Below are 19900 nucleotides of genomic sequence, written 5' to 3' on the forward strand. Positions count from 1 at the left end.
GGCGTTCAATAACCCAATTAACTAAATCTATCAATTATGAAAAGATTATTTTTAGGAGCAATTGCTCTAACGTTAGCAGTTTCAGTAACTTCTTGTAGAGATACAAAAAAAGCTGAAGATGTTGCTAATGATGCTGTGGAAGAAGTAAAAGAAGCAGCAGAAGAAGTAAAAGAAGAAGCGAAAGATGCTTTAGAAGACGCGAAAGATGCTGCAGGTGAAGCAGTTGAAGATGCAAAAGATGCTGTAGAAAACGTAAAAGACGCTGCAGGCGACGCTGTAGAAGATGCAAAAGACGCAGTAAAAGAAGGAGCTGATGCTGCAAAAGATGCAGTGAAAGAAGGAACTGATGCTGTAAAAGAAGGAGCTAACAAAGCTACTGATGCATTAAAAAAGCAATAATATACAAAAGAAGTATATATGTAAAAACCATCCGCCGCGGCGGATGGTTTTTTGCTTTTAATCATGCCATTCTACCTTTTCCTCAATAGAATTTCGCTTAGAATTTAACGTTTTGTCTTTATTATAATTTCCTAAATACAAAAATCCTAGACAACGCTCCCCTTCTTCAAACTCGAAAAACTCATTCATATATTTTATCAATGCAGGACTGCTCCAATAGCAACCTACCTCATTTGCTGTACAAGTAAGCCACATATTTTGAACTGCCATTGCAGTAGCAGCAATTTCTTCCCATTCTGGTACCCTCTCTTTAGGATCACGTTGCATACATATTACTATAATTGAACTCGCTGCTGTACACTTATCCTTAATTTTTTTATGCTTGAAAGGTGAAAAACTTTCCTCTGGAGTAATATCTGTATACGTATCAGACAAGAAGGTTCCTAAACGATCCTTTGCTTCTCCTTGTATAACTTTAAAACGCCATGGTTCTGTTAATCGATGCGTTGGTGCCCAATTCGCGTTTTCTAATAAAATCTTAATAAACTCTTTGGAAACTGGTTTATCATTATACTGAGAAGGAAATATGGCTCGACGTTCTCTTATGATTTGATTCAAAAACTCTTTATTCATAAAATTCTCTTTTAAGTGTAAAGTTATTATTAATATTGAGACTAAGGAAAACAAATATTTACTCCCTATTTTGAATTTTAATAAACGTGCACATTCAAGTGAACAACTGGATAATCTATCTTTATCCGGTGAGGTATTGTTACAAACACTTTCTAGTCTCAAGTTCATTAATAAAATCTTTGGAAATCACAAACACTTAGCTAATAGTATACTTGAGTATTGCCAGGCAAACCCAGAGAAAAAGACTTTTCATATTATAGATTTGGGTTGTGGCGGAGGCGATAGTATTCATTATATCTCGAAAAAACTTAACCAAAATAATATAAAAACTTCATTTCTTGGAATCGATGGTAATCCGCAAAGCATTGCCTATGCGACTTCTAAATATAAAGATCATAATACTATAAAGTTTAAAACTGATAATATTTTAGATGAACAGTTTTCTATACCAAAATGTGACATTGTTATAAGTAGTCATTTTGTGTATCACTTTAAGAGTAATGACTTACCAATCTTTTTAAAAAAAGCACAACAAAAAGGAATTAGCCATGTTATATTAAGTGAATTAAGAAGAAGTAAAGTAGCTTATATATTATTTAAATATTCGAGTTATATAATGCCGATTTCTAGTCTCGCAAAAAAAGATGGATTAATAGCTATCCAAAGAGCTTTTACGCGTAGTGAATTAGATTTCATTCTGAATGAAAGTAATACAAAAAAATATAGTATTAATAAAAAACCTTGGTTTAGAACCTTAACAAAAATTGACCTTTAATTATGAAAGAAATCCTATTTCGAAATCTAAAAAAATTAGAACAAACTCCTAAAACTTTGCTTTTCTCTTATATTACTATCTATTTTTTATGGGGATTAGGAATGAATCAATTTGGAGCCGAAATGGAAATAGCAAAATTTGCGAACTGGTGGCAAGTTATCACCTGTTATATTTTATATATGGTTCCTATATCTATTATGCTAAAAGAATATAACTTCTTTAATCAATACGCATATGGTTTAGTAGCTATGGGAATTCTAGAATTTTTAGGCTATTGGTTACAAACCTCTTATGTCTATCCGAATAATATTCTTGATCAACTATTCAACCCTCAAAATTTTAGTTTAGGAATGGCTCTATTCTTTGCTTTGTATTTTCCAGCCGGAAATTGGTTGGTTGGTAAAATTCACGGTCTCATTTTTAAAAAGCAGGAGATAGATTCATCTTCTACCTTGCAACAAGAATAAACTGTTGTTTTCCTTGTTTTTTAACCAGGTATTTATCTTGAATCGTTCTAGCTCCTTTTAGATCTAATGAATCTGTTATAAAGGTTATCCAATCTTGTCGATGTACGATGGCATTATCTAGTACTACATCTGTGAGGTTAGCATCCTCCAGTTTTGTTCCCCATAAGGTAGCTTCCGTTAAATCTGCTTCCGTTAGATCCGCTCCATATAACTTGGCATTTGTTAGATCGGCACTTAATAACTCCGAATTACTAAGATTAGCATTTGTAAGGTTAGCTCTTTTAAGAATAGCATCAGAAAGGTTTATTTTTTCCATATTAGCTTCTACCAATTCACTTCTTTCCAAATTAGCGGCAGGTAAATTTACTTCAGATAAATTTGAATGACTTAAATTAACATATCTAAGATTAACTCCTCTACCTAAAAAAATATCTTTAAAATAGGTATAACTAAAATCCGAAGCATCCAAGATTTCTCTATAGGATTGATCAGCCAAATCACTTCTTATTAAACTGAATAATAATTGCCCTTTTTCTGGGCTTATTTTTTTATCAATTAACTCCCCGTCTTCTTTATACTTATAGGGTTTCATTGCTCTAGATAAACTTGCTATTCTAGCTTCCAAAACCGGGCTAACATTACGTTCGCTTGATCCTTTATATTTCAGTTCTTCACTAAGATCAGAAAGTAGGTTATCCATAATAAAAACTAAAGAAGACCTTCTTTCTGCTTCTATTAATTCATTTTGGTTATCTACTAATGTATTCTGATTGATAACAAGTTTTGTCTGGTATATTAAGATAATAGAAGGAATAAGAGTTACCAGTAACCCAAAAAGACCAATTCTGGTAATACGCCAAATAATATTAGAGGACACATCAGAAACCGTATCCACAGATACCGATTTATTTTCCTTATATTCTGTAATAGCATTATTAATACTACTCTTCAGTCTCACCCCGAGAAGAGGCACACTGGATTTTTTAAGTATCCAAAATCCAATACTCTTTTTCTTCTCTTTTCTTTTTTTTATTTGATCTAATTGATCTTGTAATTGCTTTTTTTCTTGCTCTAGCTGTTCAATTCGTTCTTGCTCAGTCACTTTATCTTAGATTTCGGGATTTACAAAGCTCAATATATTAAAGTTATATGATTCATGCCAAAATAAAAAGAAAGCCTTTTTTAATTAAAAAAAAGGCTTTCCAAATCTAACATAATAAAATATACTCCAAAAAGTATCCCTTACTTCATGTAATTAGATATATCTTCTGAAATATTTTCTATCAAAGAAGCTTGTTCTTCACTATCCAATTGATTTACAATTTTGACCAAAAGAAGTACATAACTTGACACATATTCACGTTTCTTATCATCATCCACATATTCCTTTCCATCCACCACTATGAAAGTAATTAGATTACGTATGACCTGTCTTAAATCCGAAATATTTAACTCCTCTTTCATTGTATCAACTTTAGACTTGTTACTAAAATCTATATTGAAATTAACACTCTAACTTCCTAAAAATGAATATAAAACTTTATAAAAATGTAGATTTCCGATAAAAGGCAATTTTTATCGTTTTAGAGAATAATCAAAGTATTAAACTAAAAATAGTGCAGATAATAACGGCTCATCCAAAGTAAACAACATCAAATTATCAGATACATCTTTAGGAGTTAATGAATGAATTACATCCTCATAAAAGATGTTTTCTCCCTGAAGAATATTTACAATTTCATCAAACAATTATAATTATGCATAGAACGGAACGATTTTAAAATAAGTATCTTCACCTATAATGTAAAAAACAGATAAAAAATAAAATTCAATAAACCAATGAATGTTTAGGGCAAATCCATGAAACGAAAAGACGATAGAAAAGTAAGTATAAATTGGCTAGAGAAGGCTCGTGAACACTGGAACAATACAGGTAAAGAAAGACCTCCATTCGCAATAGAACCAAAAAAAGGTCAGCGATCTGTTTGGGATTTTCCCCGTCCACCAATTATCGAAAAAATCGACAAACAAATAACAGTGAATTGTCAAGGCAAAAAGATAGTAGATTCTCACAATTCTTTAGCTGTTTTAGAGACTGCTAGTCCACCAACATATTATATACCAAAATCTGATATTGAAATAAACAAATTGGTAAAAATACTTGGTAAGACCTCCTTGTGTGAATGGAAAGGAAATGCAATTTATTGGACTTTAAAAGCCTTGATCGACCAACCCATTGCTTGGTCCTATCCGAATCCTTTTTCAGAATTTTCAGCATTAAAAGATCATATAGCATTCTATCCTCAGCATCTTGAATGTTATATAGATGGAAAACAGGTCGAAGCACAAGCGAGTAAATTTTATGCAGGATGGATTACTCCAGACTTAGTAGGACCTTTTAAAGGAGAAATGGGAACAGAACATTGGTAAGACTAATAAAAATAAAAGTTTAATAAAGCGACAACCTGAACATGAAGAATTTTCTTTCAGTTTTTTTTAAATCAATTAACAATAAGCAAAAGGACAAACTAAGAGAAGAATTCGAGAACGAAAAGCAAAGGTATATTGCAGAGTTAGAGAAAAAAGATATTAGTTTTTTGCTTAACAATATAGATTCTTCAGCCTATTTCTCGAATCTAGTTGTAAAAAAACGAAGAGTTTTAAGAAGCTATGGATCAGAAGATAATATAAGTTATTACATTAGAGATCAGATAAGAAACTTAAAAAAGTTAGAATTTAAAAATGAGCTTATAAGTTTTTTAACTCAAAAAGAATATTCTGATAAAAAAGATGATATTTATTGGTGTCTTTCGTCTTTATGTGGAAATACTAATAATAAAGAGATTTATTATTTTTTAATGAAAAAATTGGATGTAGAAGTAAATTATAAAATACAAATTCTTCAAGGGTTATGGAAATTTCATAAAACAATAGATTATGATATCAATCCCATTAAGAATATTGTAATAAATGGAAAATATTACGAAAGATTAGCTGCTATCGAAGCTTTAAACAATTCTGATCATCCAGAAATTCATAATTTTCTTTTAGAAGAATTTAAAAGCAGTGGTGATGATTTTATGCTTAAAATACTAGGAGTAATTTGGAAAACATCAACAAAAGAAACGATTCCAATATTAGAAAAAGGCAAGCGAAAATCGAGAAATCGATATTTAAGAATGCAAATTGAAGAATTAATTGATAACATCAAAAGTAGAAAATAATTAAAAGTTTAATTAACTGATGAATATTTATACGGAATGTAGCATTTGTCAATACGAGAATAAATATAAAACAAATTGCTCCACTAGAGTACAATTTGTAATGAAAGAAGGTGAATTCAAAATGATTGAATGTAAAAAATGTGGCAATTTAGATAATATATTTGTAGATAAGTTTTATACGAAAAGGTCAAAACTTGCTAAAAAAATTGCAGTACTTCTTTTTTTAACAGGTATTTCTTTAACAATATACCTAACCTACAGAACATTACAATTATCAGATAGTAGTGGCTTGGTTTTTATTTTTGGAGTATGCTTTTTTATTCCATCAATAGCGTTTATAATAATTAACAAGCAAGATAAAATACGTGTTAGATCTTTCAATAGTTTAAAGCTCAGAAGTGAGCATAGTTGAATAACTGATAAATAATTAATTGTCTAAATTTTAGACACTACATTTACCTTCTTCTCCCACCCGAATAAGTCATTGCCTCTCCTTTGCCAAAAGCATAACTTAGTCCAAAAGTAAAAAAGCGTCCGCGCTGTCCAAAATTGTACGTTTCAAAAGTGGGTTGGTTCACAAAACGTTCTTGAATTCTGGAAGCAAAAACATCGCGGATTCCTAGATTCGCTACTATTTTTCCCTTTAGGATTTTTTTACGCATACCTATATCGAGAAAGGCAAAACCACTTTGCTCCCCTTGTACTGTTTCAAATCCAGAGCGGTAGCTACCATTGAATTCTAAATCAATATCAGCTGGCAAACTAATTTTCGAACCTAAACGAGTGGACCATTGATTTCCTGTAAAGTCAAAAACCTGACCTTCGAAAGTTCCTTTTCGGTCAAAATAATTAAAATTAAAATCTCCAGTAAAAGTCAACCATTTTACAGGATTATACTTCCCATTTGTTTCAAAACCTATAGAAGAATTTGTACCAATATTTTCGGGGGTAGTAAAATTCACATTATCTACAAAAGTCGATACTCGTTCTACTACATCTGTCGTATAGCGATGGTATAAACTGGAACTCATACTTGCCCTTCCTATTTTATAAATACTCGTTAATTCATAGGAATTGGTAAACTCCGGTTGTAATTCGGGATTTCCAGTGCGGATATTGAAGTTATTTCGAATGTTAAAAAAAGGATTCAAATCCCAAAGTCTAGGTCTGAATATACGTTTTGAGTAGCCAGCTTGAAGCGAAAACTTCTCGCTAAACGTATAAGAAGTATGAAAACTAGGAAAAAAATTGGTGAAATTTCGGGAGTTACCTTCGTTAGTATTTGCTAATAACGTTTCTAAATCAGTATTTTCTATACGCAGGCCTGCCTTGATTCCCCAAATTTTATTTTCATATGCTAAAGTTCCATAAATCCCCAATACCTTTTGATTCCACTCAAAGTCATTGGTCAGATTTTCATTGATTACAAATTCTCCATCGATAAGATCCTCTACCTCAAAATCATTTCCTACATCGTTTATAACATATTGTGCTCCGGTCTCTATGGTATATTCTTTAGTTAATGGATTGGTGTAATCTGCTTTGAAGGTAAAATCTGCTTGCTGAAAATTAGTAGCAGTCCGTTGATTATTATCTACATCTTCTCCTTCTAAAGTAGTGTCTGTAAATAAGGAAGACTGATCTTTTCCGAAGAAACTTCCTAAAGCACTTAGTTGGAATGTATGGTCTTTATTATTTTTAAATTGTTTTTTCCAATTAAATTCGTACTGCCATTTGGGATTGGTAGCTTCGGTTATTTCGTCTCTCAACCACCTAGACACCAAAGAGTTACTTACATCAAAAAAACGAAAGTTAGTTTCAGAAGGTTGGTCCTCGATTTCGTAGGCGAAGTTTCCTGAAAGCGTAAAAACGTTGTATTTATTCAAATGGTAGTCTGTACCCAAGGTAAGGTTGAAAAAAGTCTCATTTCTAAAGTTTTCTCCGTCACTAAAAATTACTTCCCCATTTTCAAGGTTTCGGTTGATCGCCTCATTATCTCTAGGCAGCGAACGATAACCTGCACCCATTTGCGTAAACAGATTAAATTTTTCAGTTCTTCGATTAAGACTAGCTCCTATACTATGATTGTCAGGTATACCAGTATTAAGCGAAACAGAACCGTTCCAGCCTTTTTTCTCTTCTTTTTTTAAGATAATATTCAAAATCCCTGAAGTACCTGAGGCTTCATATTTGGCAGAAGGATTAGTGATTACCTCGATACTTTGAATCATATCTGCGGTGATAGTTCCCAAAGCATTACTTGATTCATCGGCTAATACAGAGGGTTTTCCATTAATCAAGATTTGGACTCCTCCAGCTCCTCGCAAACTTATCTCACCTTCTATATTCACATTAACTGATGGTACATTGTTAAGCACCTCTAAGGCACTAGCTCCAGCAGTACTCAGGTCTTTTCCGACATTAAAAACACGTTTATCTAATTTAAACTCTGTTTTAGAAACTTCTCCTCTCACAACAACCTCATCCAGTGTTTGGCTGTCTTGATAAAGCTTAATCTTATCTAAATAAACTTCATTATCTTTTATTTTAAAATCTCTAAGCTGAATGGTTTTAAACCCTATAAAACTTATTTCTACATAAAAATATTTTTTTGTAGTTTTTATCTCGAATAAACCGTCATCATTGGTGATAGCCCCAGCAATTGTAGCTTTAGAACCTGTATCATTCAAAACAACTGTGGCATAAGGAATAGGTTGACCTGTTTCGGCTTCCACTAATGATCCAGAAACTAGTATTTCCTTATTTTGAGCACAGATGCCAACCGTAAAAAAGAATAGGATTAAAAGAAACCGTATGTTCATTATATTTTAATTATAATTTGATTACTCAAAGAAAAGGAGAAGAAAAGATTTATAAAAATTCATTTGGGTAAACTACTATTGTAATCCCATAAACGACATTATTGTAATTGACCTCGATAGATCTGCCGTTTATAGTAATTATTAAGAGGATTACCTTTTAAATCTTATAGTTGAAGAAGCAAAAACTATATTTGTTATACAGCTTTCGATATTGTGAAAAAAATATTCTTAAATAAAGAGGTTTGGTTTCAGGTGATATTGCATATTGTGGTATTTACTTTTTATTCATTTGACCGTCGTAATCCTGAAATAAAACCTTATCAATATGTATTCTTTTTGAATTTTGTAATTGCCGGTCTTGTGGTCAATTATGTACTTCTGCCAAAATTTCTATATCCCGGAGTATATCTTAAGTTTGCATTCTATGTTGCATTGGTAGTAGTATGGGTAATTTTTGTGGAAGAAGTTATATTAGAAAAAATCTACTTCCCAGATACGCGTGGTGCTAGGTTTCTGGGCGTAGCATATAATCTTATGAGCACTTTGCCAACTTTATCGGTCCTAGCGGGATTCAAATTTGGTTGGGACGCACTTATCAAACAAAAAGAGGTCAAAGAATTAAAAGATTCTGTAAAGGAAAGCGAACTCCAATTCCTGAAGTCGCAAATTAATCCTCACTTCTTATTCAATAATATGAACAACCTGTATTCATATGCCATCGAAAAATCCCCACGCACGCCAGAGGTTATCTTAGAGTTATCCGGAGTGCTACGATATATGCTCTATGAGTGCAAGGCAAAATACGTTTCGCTTTCCAAAGAGGTGGAACAATTAGAGAACTTTATCAATCTTGGACGTTTGCAAATAGAAGGGCGTGGCACAGTTTCTTTCTCAAAAAGTATCATCCAATCAAATTTTCGGATCGCTCCACTTATTTTGATTGCTTTTCTTGAGAACGCATTGAAACACGGGAGTTCTAGTCAAACAGGGGGTATAATCATTGTTGTGGATATCAAGATTACCGAAGACGGATTGCTTTATTTTAAATGTTCGAACACTTATAAAACACAAACCAATACAAACAATTTAGATAGCGGAATTGGCTTGGAAAATGTAAAAAAACGGCTTGCGATTATATATCCAAAGGCACATACATTACAAATTGAGGCTAATGAAGAAACCTATGAAGTGGAATTAACTATCGATCTAAAAAAGTCTCAGGAATAATGAAGTGTATCATCATAGAAGATCAACTACCAGCGCAACGTATTTTAAAAAAATACATTGAAGATACAGGTTCGCTAACACTCATAGGAACTTTTACTGATGCTCTGGAAGCTATGGAAATGATGAAATTGACTAAAGTAGATGTGATTTTTTTGGATATTCATTTACCCAAGATATCAGGTATTGACTTTTTAAAAACACTATCCAATCCACCCCAAATTATACTTACCACAGCTTTCTCTGAGTATGCTTTAGAAAGTTATGAATTTGATGTGGTAGACTATTTATTGAAGCCATTTTCATTTCAGCGGTTCATTAAAGCAATTTCGAAGGTCGAGACCAAACAACAAAATTTAATTCCGAGTGCAGAGACTACAGAAATGAATGAAGTATATATGAAAGTAGGCTATGACTTAGTTCGCATTCTTATTGATGATATCACCTATATCGTATCTGATGCAGATTATACAGAAATTCACTTACAAAACAAAAAACACGTATCATCTGAAAGACTTCGTTATTGGGAGAAAATTTTGCCTTCGAAAAAATTTGTGAGAGTACACAAATCGTATATTATTAACACTTCAAAGATTGAGAGAGTGTCTGCTAATCAAATTTATTTAATACATCAGAAAGCAATCCCTTTAGGCAGAGCTTATAAGAGTGATTTCATGAAAAAATTCTTGTAAGAAGAGATTGGTATATTGATAAAAGTAAAAAAACAATCAAAAATATTTACTCTCTAGACTATTTGTATAGTTTCACAGGTTTTTTTACAATAAATTACTCAGTAAAATCATAAAAGCAAGTATCAACAACAATTTGAACGTTCGGATCTTTGAGGGCAGCGAAGGGTAGCATGTATGTAAAGATCACCACCTTTAATGTTATGCAAATTTTGACAATTTAAAGTTGCAATTTTAATTTTATCTAACTTAATCTTCGAAGTTAAACTATGTTTTTTCATATTTATAGAAATAAAATGATTAATAGGATAAATTACAAAAAAATAAATTTAACACCTATTTTACCAAAAATTACAACGATATACCTATTTCATCTCTAAAAATTAGTTTTATGCTACATACTTTTCTTAGTATACTTATTTTTTTTATTTCTAATATTATAATTAGTCAGAGCCAGGATACTCGATGGCAACTAACAGAGAACAATGGTACTACCTGGACAATTAGCGGATCTAAACTCCCTCATACAGATAATATAGAAATGTCTGGTCGAAAAGTATCCGGAATAGTTTCTTATACAGTAGATAAAAACCAACAACTTTATATAGAAAGAGAGATTATTTTTCCTCAGATTCATCCATATATTAAGGATAGTGATCCTGATTGGTTTATATATCGATCCTATTTGAAAAAAAAATATAGTGATGATATACTTCCAAAATTTTATGTAGAAAACAAACAATTTTCTCCGGGAAAAATTAAAAAAATAAATATTAATGGCTTTATAAATTTTGAACATGAACCTAATCAACAGGGAATTGTACTTCATAGAAAGTTATTCCCTTCTCCGTCAACACCAGCTTTTTTAGAAGCTTTAGAATTTATTAATACTACTAACAAAACAATATCAATTACACCTTCCTCGCAGAGGTATATCCATAAGTCCAGAGGATCCGATGGGGAATATCAAATAATCATGGAAGGACCTGTAACATATGATGGCAAAAGTGTAATACTACCTGCGAAAAAATCTGTTGTTTTTTATGTACGCATTTCCTGTACTAAAGAGAACACCAATATTTCTGGAAGTGTAACTCCTAAACTTTTATCTGATCAAAGAAATACATTCTTACAGAAGATGAAGTCTAATCTTATTCTAGAAACTCCTAATCCTATCCTTAATCAGTTATTCGAATTTTCTAAAATTAGAGCCTCAGAAAGTATCTTTGATTCTAAATTGGGACCTATTCATTCTCCTGGTGGAGGACGCTACTATGTTGGAATATGGGCTAATGATCAGGCTGAATATGTTAGTCCTTTATTTCCATATTTGAATTATGAATTAGGTAATGAAAGTGCCTATAATTGTTATAAAGCATTTAATAAAGTAAAATCTCCAGATTTTAAACCTATCCAATACGCTTTTGAGGTCGAAACCCTTTCTCCTCCTTCTCCATTAGATCGTGGAGATGCCGCGATGATAGCTTATGGAGCAAGTCAATATTTACTTGCCAGAGGAAACCTAAAAGAAGCTAAAGAGATTTGGCCTCTAGTTAAATGGTGCCTTGATTATAACCACCTTAAGCTTAACGATGAAGGTGTCGTTATATCAGAATCAGATGAAATGGAAGGCCGAATTGAAACCGGAAAAGCGAATCTATCAACTTCCTCTTTATATTATGGAGCCCTAACAAATGCTATATATCTTGGAAAAGAACTTAACATTTCAACTAAAGAAATCAACACTTATAAGACTCGTCAGGAAAAACTAAAAATGTCTATTGAAAGTTATTTTGGAGCCCGAACAGAAGGACTAGACACATATAAATATTACAAAGAACATACATATTTGAGACATTGGATTGCTCTACCCTTAGTAGTAGATATCAATAAACGGAAAGATGCTACCATAGAAGCTTTACTTGAAAGATTATGGACAGAAAACGGAGTGCACGTAGAAAAAAACAGTTCTAATTATGATATTTCTCAAATTTTCTGGGATAGAGGTACCTTATACGCTTTACGAGGTACTTTTAGAGCTGGTGCCACCGATAAATCCCTTAAACATTTAGTACAATTTTCGAAAAAACGTTTGCTAGGCGAACGTGTTCCTTATGTAGTAGAAGCATTTCCGGAAGGAGATATGGCGCATTTATCCGCTGAGAGTGGATTATACTGTCGCATATTTACTGAAGGTTTATTTGCGATCACCCCTACTAGTTTTAATAGCTTTAATATTCAACCAAGGCTACCCCAAAATTGGAATGAAATGGCACTACGTCATGTACGTCTTTATGGGAAAGATATTGATATCGAGGTTAAACGTGTCGGTATAAAAACACACATCCGAATTATAGATGCTAATTCGAAAAAAACATATTTTGACAAAAAAGTTACTTTAGATAAACCCATTTCTATACTACTAGATTAACTTTAAGGAGATCGATCGTACTTAATTAATTTTGTATTAAATTATGATTGCCAGTCTATCTATAAAAGATTTTTTTAAGCACCTAGTTTAATAAATACAAATGGAATAAAAAAATTCGCAAATACATTACACTCACAATTAATTCTAAATGATATCCTACCTGAGTTATATATTGAGTATGGTTATGGTACATACTGAAACTAAAATTATAAAAACAATACTAAAATTGGGTGAAAAAGAAGAATTTATTGTTTTTTATTAAGCTGAGTTTATGCAAAACATAACCTATTCATAACTCCACTAGAGCAGATAAAACAGGATTGTATAAACATTTTAATCCTAAAAATTATTCAAATCCTTTGATAGATTTGCCTATAGGTATTAGGGGACATTTGTTTATACTTGTTAAATTTCCTGTGAAAAAATGATAAGTTATTAAATCCAGATTCATAACCTACTTCTGAAACTGACAAATCGGTTTCTATTAGCATTTTACTAGCTATCGTAATTTTATATTCGTTTACGTAATTTGAATACGTTTTATCAAAGGTTTTCTTAAAAAATCTACAAAAGGCTTCTTTACTTAACGATAACATATTCGACAATTCAGTTAGAGAAGGTTCATTTTGATAATTATCTTTAATATAATTGTTAATCACATTTACTCTATGACTCTCTTTTAAAGAAAGATCTTTACCGAAACTAGGTCCTGCTAATAGTTTCATAGAAGCTTTAGTAGCCAAAATGTTTAATATATTTAATAAGTTTAAGAATCGATCAAATGGATTTTGGTTAAAAATAGAACTAAATGATTTTTCTAAAGAAAGGGCTGTTTCTAAATCAAAAGAAATACCATAGCTAGATTTTAGAAGCATATTTTTGATACTAATAAACTCAGGTTTATCAATCCAATATTTAAATAAGTCTTCATCCCATTGAATAACAACGCATTTAACTTGTTCGTTTTTCGCATCAATAGTTTTCCAAGAATGTGGTACATTTTTGCCTACTAAAACCAGATCTCCTCTCTCAAATGATTGCATGGAGTCTCCTACATATCGAATTCCTGTACTTTGTATTATATAGGTTAGTTCGTATTGTGGATGAAAATGCCATTCTGCCTTAAATTCTTTTTCTTCAAATCTTTTAACTTTAAAAGAATTATTGGGAGATGTAGTAACCTGTTTTAGCTGAGCCTTCATAGAATAAAAGTAGTTAAAAATGTAAAATATTGATGTAAAAGCAGTAATAAAACTTTTAAAAATCAATATAGTGTACAATAAGTGTAATATTATATAGTAATGCAAAAATCAATTTAAAGATATTTGTGGTACTAAATAGGCAATATTAAAATGAAGGAATTAGAAATAAAAGACTTAAAAATTTACAAAGCTTCTACTCCATTAAAAAAACCAATTTCTGATGCTACCCATACACTCACAGAAATTTCTTTTATTGTTTTGAGAATTAAACTAGAAAATGGAATAGTTGGAGAGTCTTACTTACTATCGTTTCAATATTCACCAAATGCAATAATAGGGGCATTAAAAGATTTAATTCCAATAGTTAAAGGATATAAAGTTTATGAAACAGCTTTAGTATACAAAAAGCTTGAAGGTTTGTTTGAATATTTTGGAAATCAAGGTTTATTGAGGTGGGCACAATCTGCAATAAACATTGCTATGTGGGATGCTTGGGGAAAAGTACAAAATCAGCCTGTTTATAAATTATTAGGTGTCACTAAAGAGAAGGTGAGTATTTATGGTAGTGGTGGATGGATCTCCTACACCATAGACGAACTCATTGAAGAAGTTACCAATTATGCAGAAAGAGGATTTAAAGCAGTAAAAATAAAAGTTGGGTCGCCAAAAGTAAGCACAGATCTAGAGCGTTTAAGAAAAGTAAGAGAAGCCGTAGGAAATGAAATTGATATTATGATGGATGCTAATCAAGGCATGGATTTAACTTCTGCGGTTAAATTATCAAATGGTGCAAAAGACTTAAACATTAATTGGTTTGAAGAACCTGTGCATCATCAAGATTTTCAAGCGTACCAAAGTCTAAAGAATCAAACAGGTATTTCTTTGGCCATGGGAGAAAGAGAATTTGATACACTCCCCCTTCGCGAATTGGTAACTAGAAATGCATTAGATATTTGGCAACCAGATATTTTAAGAATTGGTGGTGTTGAAGCTTGGAGAGAAAGTGCTGCTTTGGCAAATAGTTTTCATTTACCTGTTTTACCACACTATTACAAAGATTATGATGTACCATTACTTTGTACCATACCCAATGGTGTTGGAGCTGAATCTTTTGATTGGGTAGACCCATTAATTGATAATCCAATGAAAATAGATGACGGTTATGCAAAACCTCATGATATACCTGGATGGGGATTTACCTTTATAGATGATCACTTAACTGAAATAAAATAATATGGCACTATTAGATTTTTCATTAGAGAATAAAATTGCACTGATTACTGGTGGAGGCACGGGTATAGGTCTTGGTATTGCAAAGGCGTTTATAGAAGTTGGAGCAAAAGTAATTATTACAGGCCGTAGAGAACAAGTATTGGAGGAAGCTGTAAAAGAATTAGGTGAAAATGCATCGTATCGCGTAAATGATATTACGAATAAAAAGGAAATCCCGAGTTTAGTGAGTGACATTGAAACCACTATTGGCCCTATTGAAATATTGGTGAATAACGCGGGTATTCATCATAAAGCAATGGCTCAAGATACTACTGATGAAGATTTTGAAAGAATTCTGCAAACCAACGTAATGAGTGTTTTTACATTAACGCGCGAATGCGCAAAGTATATGTTACCCAGAAAAAAGGGTTCAATTATAATGATAGGTTCTATGGCCGGTTTATTCGGAATAGATAAAGTAATCGCTTACGGCACTTCTAAGACGGCATTAACAGGATTAGTAAATGCATTGGTTACGGAATATTCAAAAGACAATGTGCGTGTAAATGCTATAGCGCCAGGCTGGATAGAATCCAATATGTTTTTGAATGCAATAAACAATGACCCAAAAAGGAAAGAGCAAATCACTAATAGAATTGCAATGGATCATTTTGGGCAAACTAGTGATATAGGAAATGCTGCTGTCTTTTTAAGTTCGGAAGCTGCAAAATATATCACGGGAGTCGTGTTACCTGTTGATGGTGGGGCCGCCGTAAATTTTTAACCCATATGATGGAATATGCTATTTAATTTCTATGGAAAATAAAATTATGAAACCAACATATATAGGAGACTATTCTAAAAGTATAGCTTTTAATAATCAAAGTCGCTTAGTATATGGCACTTCGGCACTTGGTGGTGTTTGGGGACCTGTAGAAGCATCAGAATCTGTAAATGCGTTATTATTTGCGTTAGAAAATGGGATCTCTGTTTTAGACACCGCACCTTCTTATGCTAATTCAGAATTATACGTAGGTAAAGCATTGCGACAATGGAAAGGAGAAAAACCATTTGTTAGTACCAAAGTAGGTCGCTTGCGCGGTGATGATGCATTCGATGTTAAACTCGACTATTCGCCAGAATCGATGAAGCGAAGTCTATCCAATAGTCTAGAAACTTTAGGTTTAGAACACATTGATCTACTATTTCTACACGAGCCTCAATTCGTTCCTTTAGATAAAATTGAACAAATTTTGGATACACTTAAAAGCTTTAAATCAGAAGGTTTAGCAAGAAAAATAGGTGTTGGAGGAAATCCTTCAGAAGAATTTAAACCATTTATAACCAATGATAATTTTGACGTTGTATCTGGTTTTTTAAGAATGGATGCCTGTAATCTTAGTGCCTATAATGGAGAAATTCAGCAATATAAAAAAGGTGGTATTGCATACTATGCCGCATCAGCCTTACATTTTTCCTTACTTGGAAATCGATTTGAAAAATATGTAAAAGAAGGCATTGATGGCGAGTGGATAACGCAAACGGATCTGGATAATGCAATAAAAGTTAAGGCAATTGCAGATAAAACAGCTATGCCCTTAGCTACATTGGCACAACGTTATCTGTTTTCTATAGCAGAAGCGGACAGAGTAGTTATGGGAGCTAGGAATTTAAAACAAATACAATCTACAATCAAGGATTGGAATTTAGGAAAGTTGCCAGAGGATATATTTAATGAAATTACCGAAATAATCACGACATGAAAGTAATTAGACTTAATGAACCAGGAAAATGGGAATCCTTTCAAGTTTCAAAATTTGATAAAACGCTTTCACCCGGAGAAGCATTAGTTAAGGTAAAGAAAATAGGGATTTGTGGGACAGATTTACACGCATTTAAAGGAAGTCAACCTTTTTTTAAGTATCCTAGAATTTTAGGCCATGAATTAGCTGTAGAGGTAATTGATGTCGCCAATGATGTTAAAACGATCAAAGTCGGAGATCAATGCGCTGTAGAACCTTATTATAATGAGGGCATAAATCAAGCAGTTAGAAATGGCAAACCCAATTGCGGGGATAACTTAAGAGTTTTGGGCGTGCATGTAGATGGTGGGATGCAGGAATATTTCAAATATCCAGCAAAATTTCTTCATTCATCCAACACATTATCAGAAGACCAATTGGCAATGATAGAACCCTTAGCAATAGGATGTCATGCAGTAGATAGAGCTAACATATCCCATAAAGATATTGTTTTAGTTATTGGAGTCGGTCCTATAGGGTTAGCAACCATTCAATTTGCTCAATTAACAGGTGCCAGAGTAATTGCCATGGATCTAGATGATGCTAAACTGGAAAAATGCAAGAAAATAACTAAGATCTCTGATACAATTAATGCTCTTGGGGATGTGGAAACATTATTAACAGAATTACTAGATGGTGATTTACCGACCATCGTTATGGATGCTACAGGAAGTGAAAAATCTATGTTGAATACCTTTAACTATGCTGCTGCTGGAGGTACGATTGTTTTTATAGGATTATTTTTGGGTAATGTCGTTTTTAATGATCCCTATTTCCATAAAAAAGAATTAACACTAAAGGCCAGCAGAGCTGCTTTAAGCTCAGATTTTGGTCGCATTATTCGATTAATAGAAGCTGGTAAAATAGACCCAACCTCCTTTATTACTCATAGAATAAAGTTTGATGATATTCCCGATGAGTTTGAAAAACTATATACGTGTAAAGGCGATTTGATTAAAGCAATAATTGAATTGTAAAAATGTAAACAACAAATCAAAATATAAGAATGTCCAAATCAAAAAGTATAACATCTTCAAAATATCTAGTCCCATTAATCATCATTATGGCACTGATGTTTTTCTGGAATTTGAGTAGAAATATTAACGATGTACTTATTCCTCATTTAAAACGGGCATGTGAACTAACTGATTTTCAGTCGTCATTAGTGCAATCTGCTTTTTTTGGCGCCTATTTTATCGTGGCGCTTCCGGCAGGATGGTATATTCAGAAAAAAGGGTATCGTATAGGTATTATAACAGGTCTAATAGTGGCATCAATAGGAGCATTTTTATTTTTCCCTGCGGCCGAAACCAGAATCTATTCTTTCTTCCTGGCAGCATTATTTATTATGGCGGCTGGTTTCGCTATTTTAGAAGTAACCGCTTCTCCATATATTACAAAATTAGGAGATCCTGATGGGGCTTCAAGTAGGCTTAGCTTATCTGCAGCAATAGGATCCGTTGGTGCAACAATCGCTCCCTTTCTTGCAGCACAACTTTTACTACACGAAGAGGATATCAAACAAACTACTATCGATGCTTTTTCGCAGGTAGAATTACAAACCTTTTTATCAGGCGAAGCAGATTTGGTAAAAGCACCTTATTTAATATTAGGCGGCATTCTAGCTGTAATTGCTATTATAGTAGTTTTTGTCAACTTACCTGAAATTAAGGATGATGATGGTGATTCTTCACAAAAAAAACCATTAAAAGACATTCTTAAATTCAAGCATACTCTTTATGGAGTAGGCGCAGAATTCTTTTACGTAGGTGCTGAAGTGGGTATTGTTAGTTTTATTATTCGCTATGCCAAATGGTTGAATATCCCTGATCTAACAGAGCAAAACTCAGCTATTTTTATTACTGTTTTTATGGCTTTGGTGTTGATAGGTCGCTTATTAGGAGTGTATATTTTAAACGTATTTAAACCTGCGAGAGTTTTGGTTTTTTGTAGTATTGGAGCCTTTGTTATGGTAGCAATTTCTATGAGTACCAATGGTTATTTATCATTAGCATGCTTGTCTTCTGTTGGATTATTTACCTCTATAGTTTACCCAATTATTTTTAGCTTGAGTATGAAAGATTTGGGAGGGTATACCAAAACAGGTTCTTCAGTATTTCTTTTGGGGATTGTTGGTGGGGCGATTGTTCCACCATTAATGGGTTATATTTCTGATATTTCTAACATCCGTTATTCGTTTATCATTCCACTTATTTGTTATGTGTACCTCCTGTTTTTTGCGATTAGGGGGCATAGAGTAAATATCCAAGGTACATCTAACAAAACAGTTTAAGTTTTTTATGGAGTATTTAGAGAATCAATTTAGACGTTTTACCTTTTTTTTGGAAACGGATTCCAAAGAAACGATGCCTTCCTTTTCTAAATTAGATAGGGCCACGCTGAATACCGTTGGAATTCTTAATGTAGAAGAATATCAAAAGGAGCATCAACTTTTTTTTGTTGTGGATGCCCAACCAGAAATGAGCCATACGGATGTCAAAAAAGCGTTTATAAGGGCTCAACGTATGCTAAATTCTCTCGAAAATCAAAAAGACATAAACCATAACTCACTTATAGAAGTAGCTCCTTTAGAACGCATTTTCGAACTTGATCAAAAAAAAAGTTACGAGCCGCAAAAGGGACAATTAAAAACAAAATTAGGGAAGTGCAAAAGGTTTGTATGGACATTACTGCTAGAAGAAAATCCAGAATTAATAAATGAATATAGAAAAGTTCATAGCATTGGGCAAGCATGGCCACAGATTACTAAAAACATGAAACAGGTAGGTGTTAAGGATATGGAAATATACTTGTATAGCAATCAAGCTATCTTGATCATGGACACCAAGCCCGACTTTGATTTGGAAAAAGTAGCTCCAATATGGCAAAATCTTCCAAAAGAATCTGAATGGCAAGAGTATGTGGCTAAGTTTCAACGAACAAGTCCAGAAAGCGCCATTCAAGAAAAATGGACAGACATGAAGAAGGTAAATGTAAACAAGAAATAATATGCTTGTGAA

20 protein-coding genes are annotated in these 19900 nt (G+C 32.7%); 14 read left to right on the forward strand and 6 right to left on the reverse strand.

The genetic code is table 11. The features are described from left to right. The first annotated feature begins 36 nt into the window (after positions 1–36). Positions 37–399, forward strand: coding sequence for a hypothetical protein (locus tag D1818_RS10760; RefSeq protein WP_118458818.1), 363 nt, complete (start codon positions 37–39; stop codon positions 397–399). Positions 400–456: 57 nt separating this feature from the next. Here the strand turns inward: D1818_RS10760 and D1818_RS10765 are convergent, their stop codons facing one another. Continuing rightward, positions 457–1032 (reverse strand): nitroreductase, encoded by a 576-nt coding sequence (locus tag D1818_RS10765; protein ID WP_118458820.1) that lies wholly within the window; start codon positions 1030–1032, stop codon positions 457–459. 70 nt (positions 1033–1102) lie between these two features. Here D1818_RS10765 and D1818_RS10770 point away from each other — a divergent pair, with 70 nt between their 5' ends. Together D1818_RS10770 and D1818_RS10775 are read left to right on the forward strand one after the other, a co-directional pair. Then, a complete protein-coding gene (locus tag D1818_RS10770) occupies positions 1103–1807 on the forward strand; it encodes a methyltransferase domain-containing protein (RefSeq protein WP_158596901.1) in 705 nt (234 codons plus the stop codon). Positions 1808–1809: 2 nt separating this feature from the next. After that, positions 1810–2274 (forward strand): hypothetical protein, encoded by a 465-nt coding sequence (locus D1818_RS10775; RefSeq protein ID WP_118458824.1) that lies wholly within the window; start codon positions 1810–1812, stop codon positions 2272–2274. On the opposite strand, the gene D1818_RS10780 is transcribed toward D1818_RS10775, so the two are convergent. Together D1818_RS10780 and D1818_RS10785 are read right to left on the reverse strand one after the other, a co-directional pair. Beyond that, on the reverse strand, positions 2255–3376 hold the full coding sequence (locus D1818_RS10780; RefSeq protein WP_118458826.1) for a pentapeptide repeat-containing protein: 1122 nt from the start codon (positions 3374–3376) through the stop codon (positions 2255–2257). The genes D1818_RS10775 and D1818_RS10780 overlap by 20 nt on opposite strands. A 140-nt stretch (positions 3377–3516) precedes the next feature. Next, positions 3517–3738, reverse strand: coding sequence for a hypothetical protein (locus tag D1818_RS10785; RefSeq protein WP_118458828.1), 222 nt, complete (start codon positions 3736–3738; stop codon positions 3517–3519). Positions 3739–4134: 396 nt separating this feature from the next. Here D1818_RS10785 and D1818_RS10790 point away from each other — a divergent pair, with 396 nt between their 5' ends. Next, entirely contained in the window at positions 4135–4704 is a 570-nt protein-coding gene (locus D1818_RS10790; RefSeq protein ID WP_118458829.1) for a DUF427 domain-containing protein, read from the forward strand. A gap of 41 nt (positions 4705–4745) precedes the next feature. Further along, positions 4746–5498, forward strand: a complete 753-nt coding sequence (locus D1818_RS10795) for a hypothetical protein (RefSeq protein WP_118458831.1) — start codon at positions 4746–4748, stop codon at positions 5496–5498. Between the two features lie 455 nt (positions 5499–5953). On the opposite strand, the gene D1818_RS10805 is transcribed toward D1818_RS10795, so the two are convergent. Further along, positions 5954–8320 carry a TonB-dependent receptor domain-containing protein gene (locus D1818_RS10805; RefSeq protein WP_118458836.1) on the reverse strand — a complete coding sequence of 789 codons (2367 nt, stop codon included), beginning with the start codon at positions 8318–8320 and terminating at the stop codon, positions 5954–5956. Between the two features lie 213 nt (positions 8321–8533). Here D1818_RS10805 and D1818_RS10810 point away from each other — a divergent pair, with 213 nt between their 5' ends. Further along, complete coding sequence (locus D1818_RS10810; protein ID WP_233558503.1) at positions 8534–9547, forward strand: sensor histidine kinase; 1014 nt, start codon at positions 8534–8536, stop codon at positions 9545–9547. Then, entirely contained in the window at positions 9547–10236 is a 690-nt protein-coding gene (locus D1818_RS10815; RefSeq protein ID WP_199726261.1) for a LytTR family DNA-binding domain-containing protein, read from the forward strand. The genes D1818_RS10810 and D1818_RS10815 overlap by 1 nt, the downstream gene beginning before the upstream one ends. Positions 10237–10358: 122 nt before the next feature. On the opposite strand, the gene D1818_RS25910 is transcribed toward D1818_RS10815, so the two are convergent. Continuing rightward, on the reverse strand, positions 10359–10514 hold the full coding sequence (locus D1818_RS25910; protein ID WP_205487265.1) for a class I lanthipeptide: 156 nt from the start codon (positions 10512–10514) through the stop codon (positions 10359–10361). A gap of 110 nt (positions 10515–10624) precedes the next feature. Between D1818_RS25910 and D1818_RS10820 the strand changes: the two genes are divergently transcribed. Next, the gene (locus tag D1818_RS10820) at positions 10625–12664 is read left to right on the forward strand and encodes a six-hairpin glycosidase-like protein (protein ID WP_118458842.1); all 2040 of its coding nucleotides are present in this window, start codon (positions 10625–10627) and stop codon (positions 12662–12664) included. Between the two features lie 350 nt (positions 12665–13014). Here D1818_RS10820 and D1818_RS10825 read toward each other — a convergent pair whose 3' ends face one another. Continuing rightward, complete coding sequence (locus D1818_RS10825) at positions 13015–13866, reverse strand: AraC family transcriptional regulator (RefSeq protein ID WP_118458844.1); 852 nt, start codon at positions 13864–13866, stop codon at positions 13015–13017. 150 nt (positions 13867–14016) lie between these two features. Here D1818_RS10825 and D1818_RS10830 point away from each other — a divergent pair, with 150 nt between their 5' ends. The 6 genes from D1818_RS10830 to D1818_RS10855 are packed head-to-tail and all read left to right on the forward strand — an operon-like array spanning position 14017 to position 19888. Further along, complete coding sequence (locus tag D1818_RS10830) at positions 14017–15099, forward strand: mandelate racemase/muconate lactonizing enzyme family protein (protein WP_118458846.1); 1083 nt, start codon at positions 14017–14019, stop codon at positions 15097–15099. Position 15100: 1 nt separating this feature from the next. Then, positions 15101–15862 (forward strand): SDR family NAD(P)-dependent oxidoreductase, encoded by a 762-nt coding sequence (locus D1818_RS10835; RefSeq protein WP_118458848.1) that lies wholly within the window; start codon positions 15101–15103, stop codon positions 15860–15862. A gap of 46 nt (positions 15863–15908) precedes the next feature. Further along, positions 15909–16841, forward strand: coding sequence for an aldo/keto reductase (locus tag D1818_RS10840; RefSeq protein ID WP_233558641.1), 933 nt, complete (start codon positions 15909–15911; stop codon positions 16839–16841). Next, complete coding sequence (locus D1818_RS10845) at positions 16838–17857, forward strand: zinc-binding alcohol dehydrogenase family protein (protein WP_118458850.1); 1020 nt, start codon at positions 16838–16840, stop codon at positions 17855–17857. Before D1818_RS10840 ends, D1818_RS10845 begins: the two co-directional genes overlap by 4 nt. Positions 17858–17886: 29 nt before the next feature. Next, positions 17887–19173, forward strand: a complete 1287-nt coding sequence (fucP, locus tag D1818_RS10850; RefSeq protein WP_118458852.1) for an L-fucose:H+ symporter permease — start codon at positions 17887–17889, stop codon at positions 19171–19173. A 7-nt stretch (positions 19174–19180) separates the two neighbouring features. Then, complete coding sequence (locus tag D1818_RS10855) at positions 19181–19888, forward strand: L-rhamnose mutarotase (RefSeq protein ID WP_118458854.1); 708 nt, start codon at positions 19181–19183, stop codon at positions 19886–19888. Positions 19889–19900: the final 12 nt, after the last annotated feature.

The sequence above is a fragment of the Aquimarina sp. BL5 genome, assembly GCF_003443675.1.
Classification (GTDB): domain Bacteria; phylum Bacteroidota; class Bacteroidia; order Flavobacteriales; family Flavobacteriaceae; genus Aquimarina.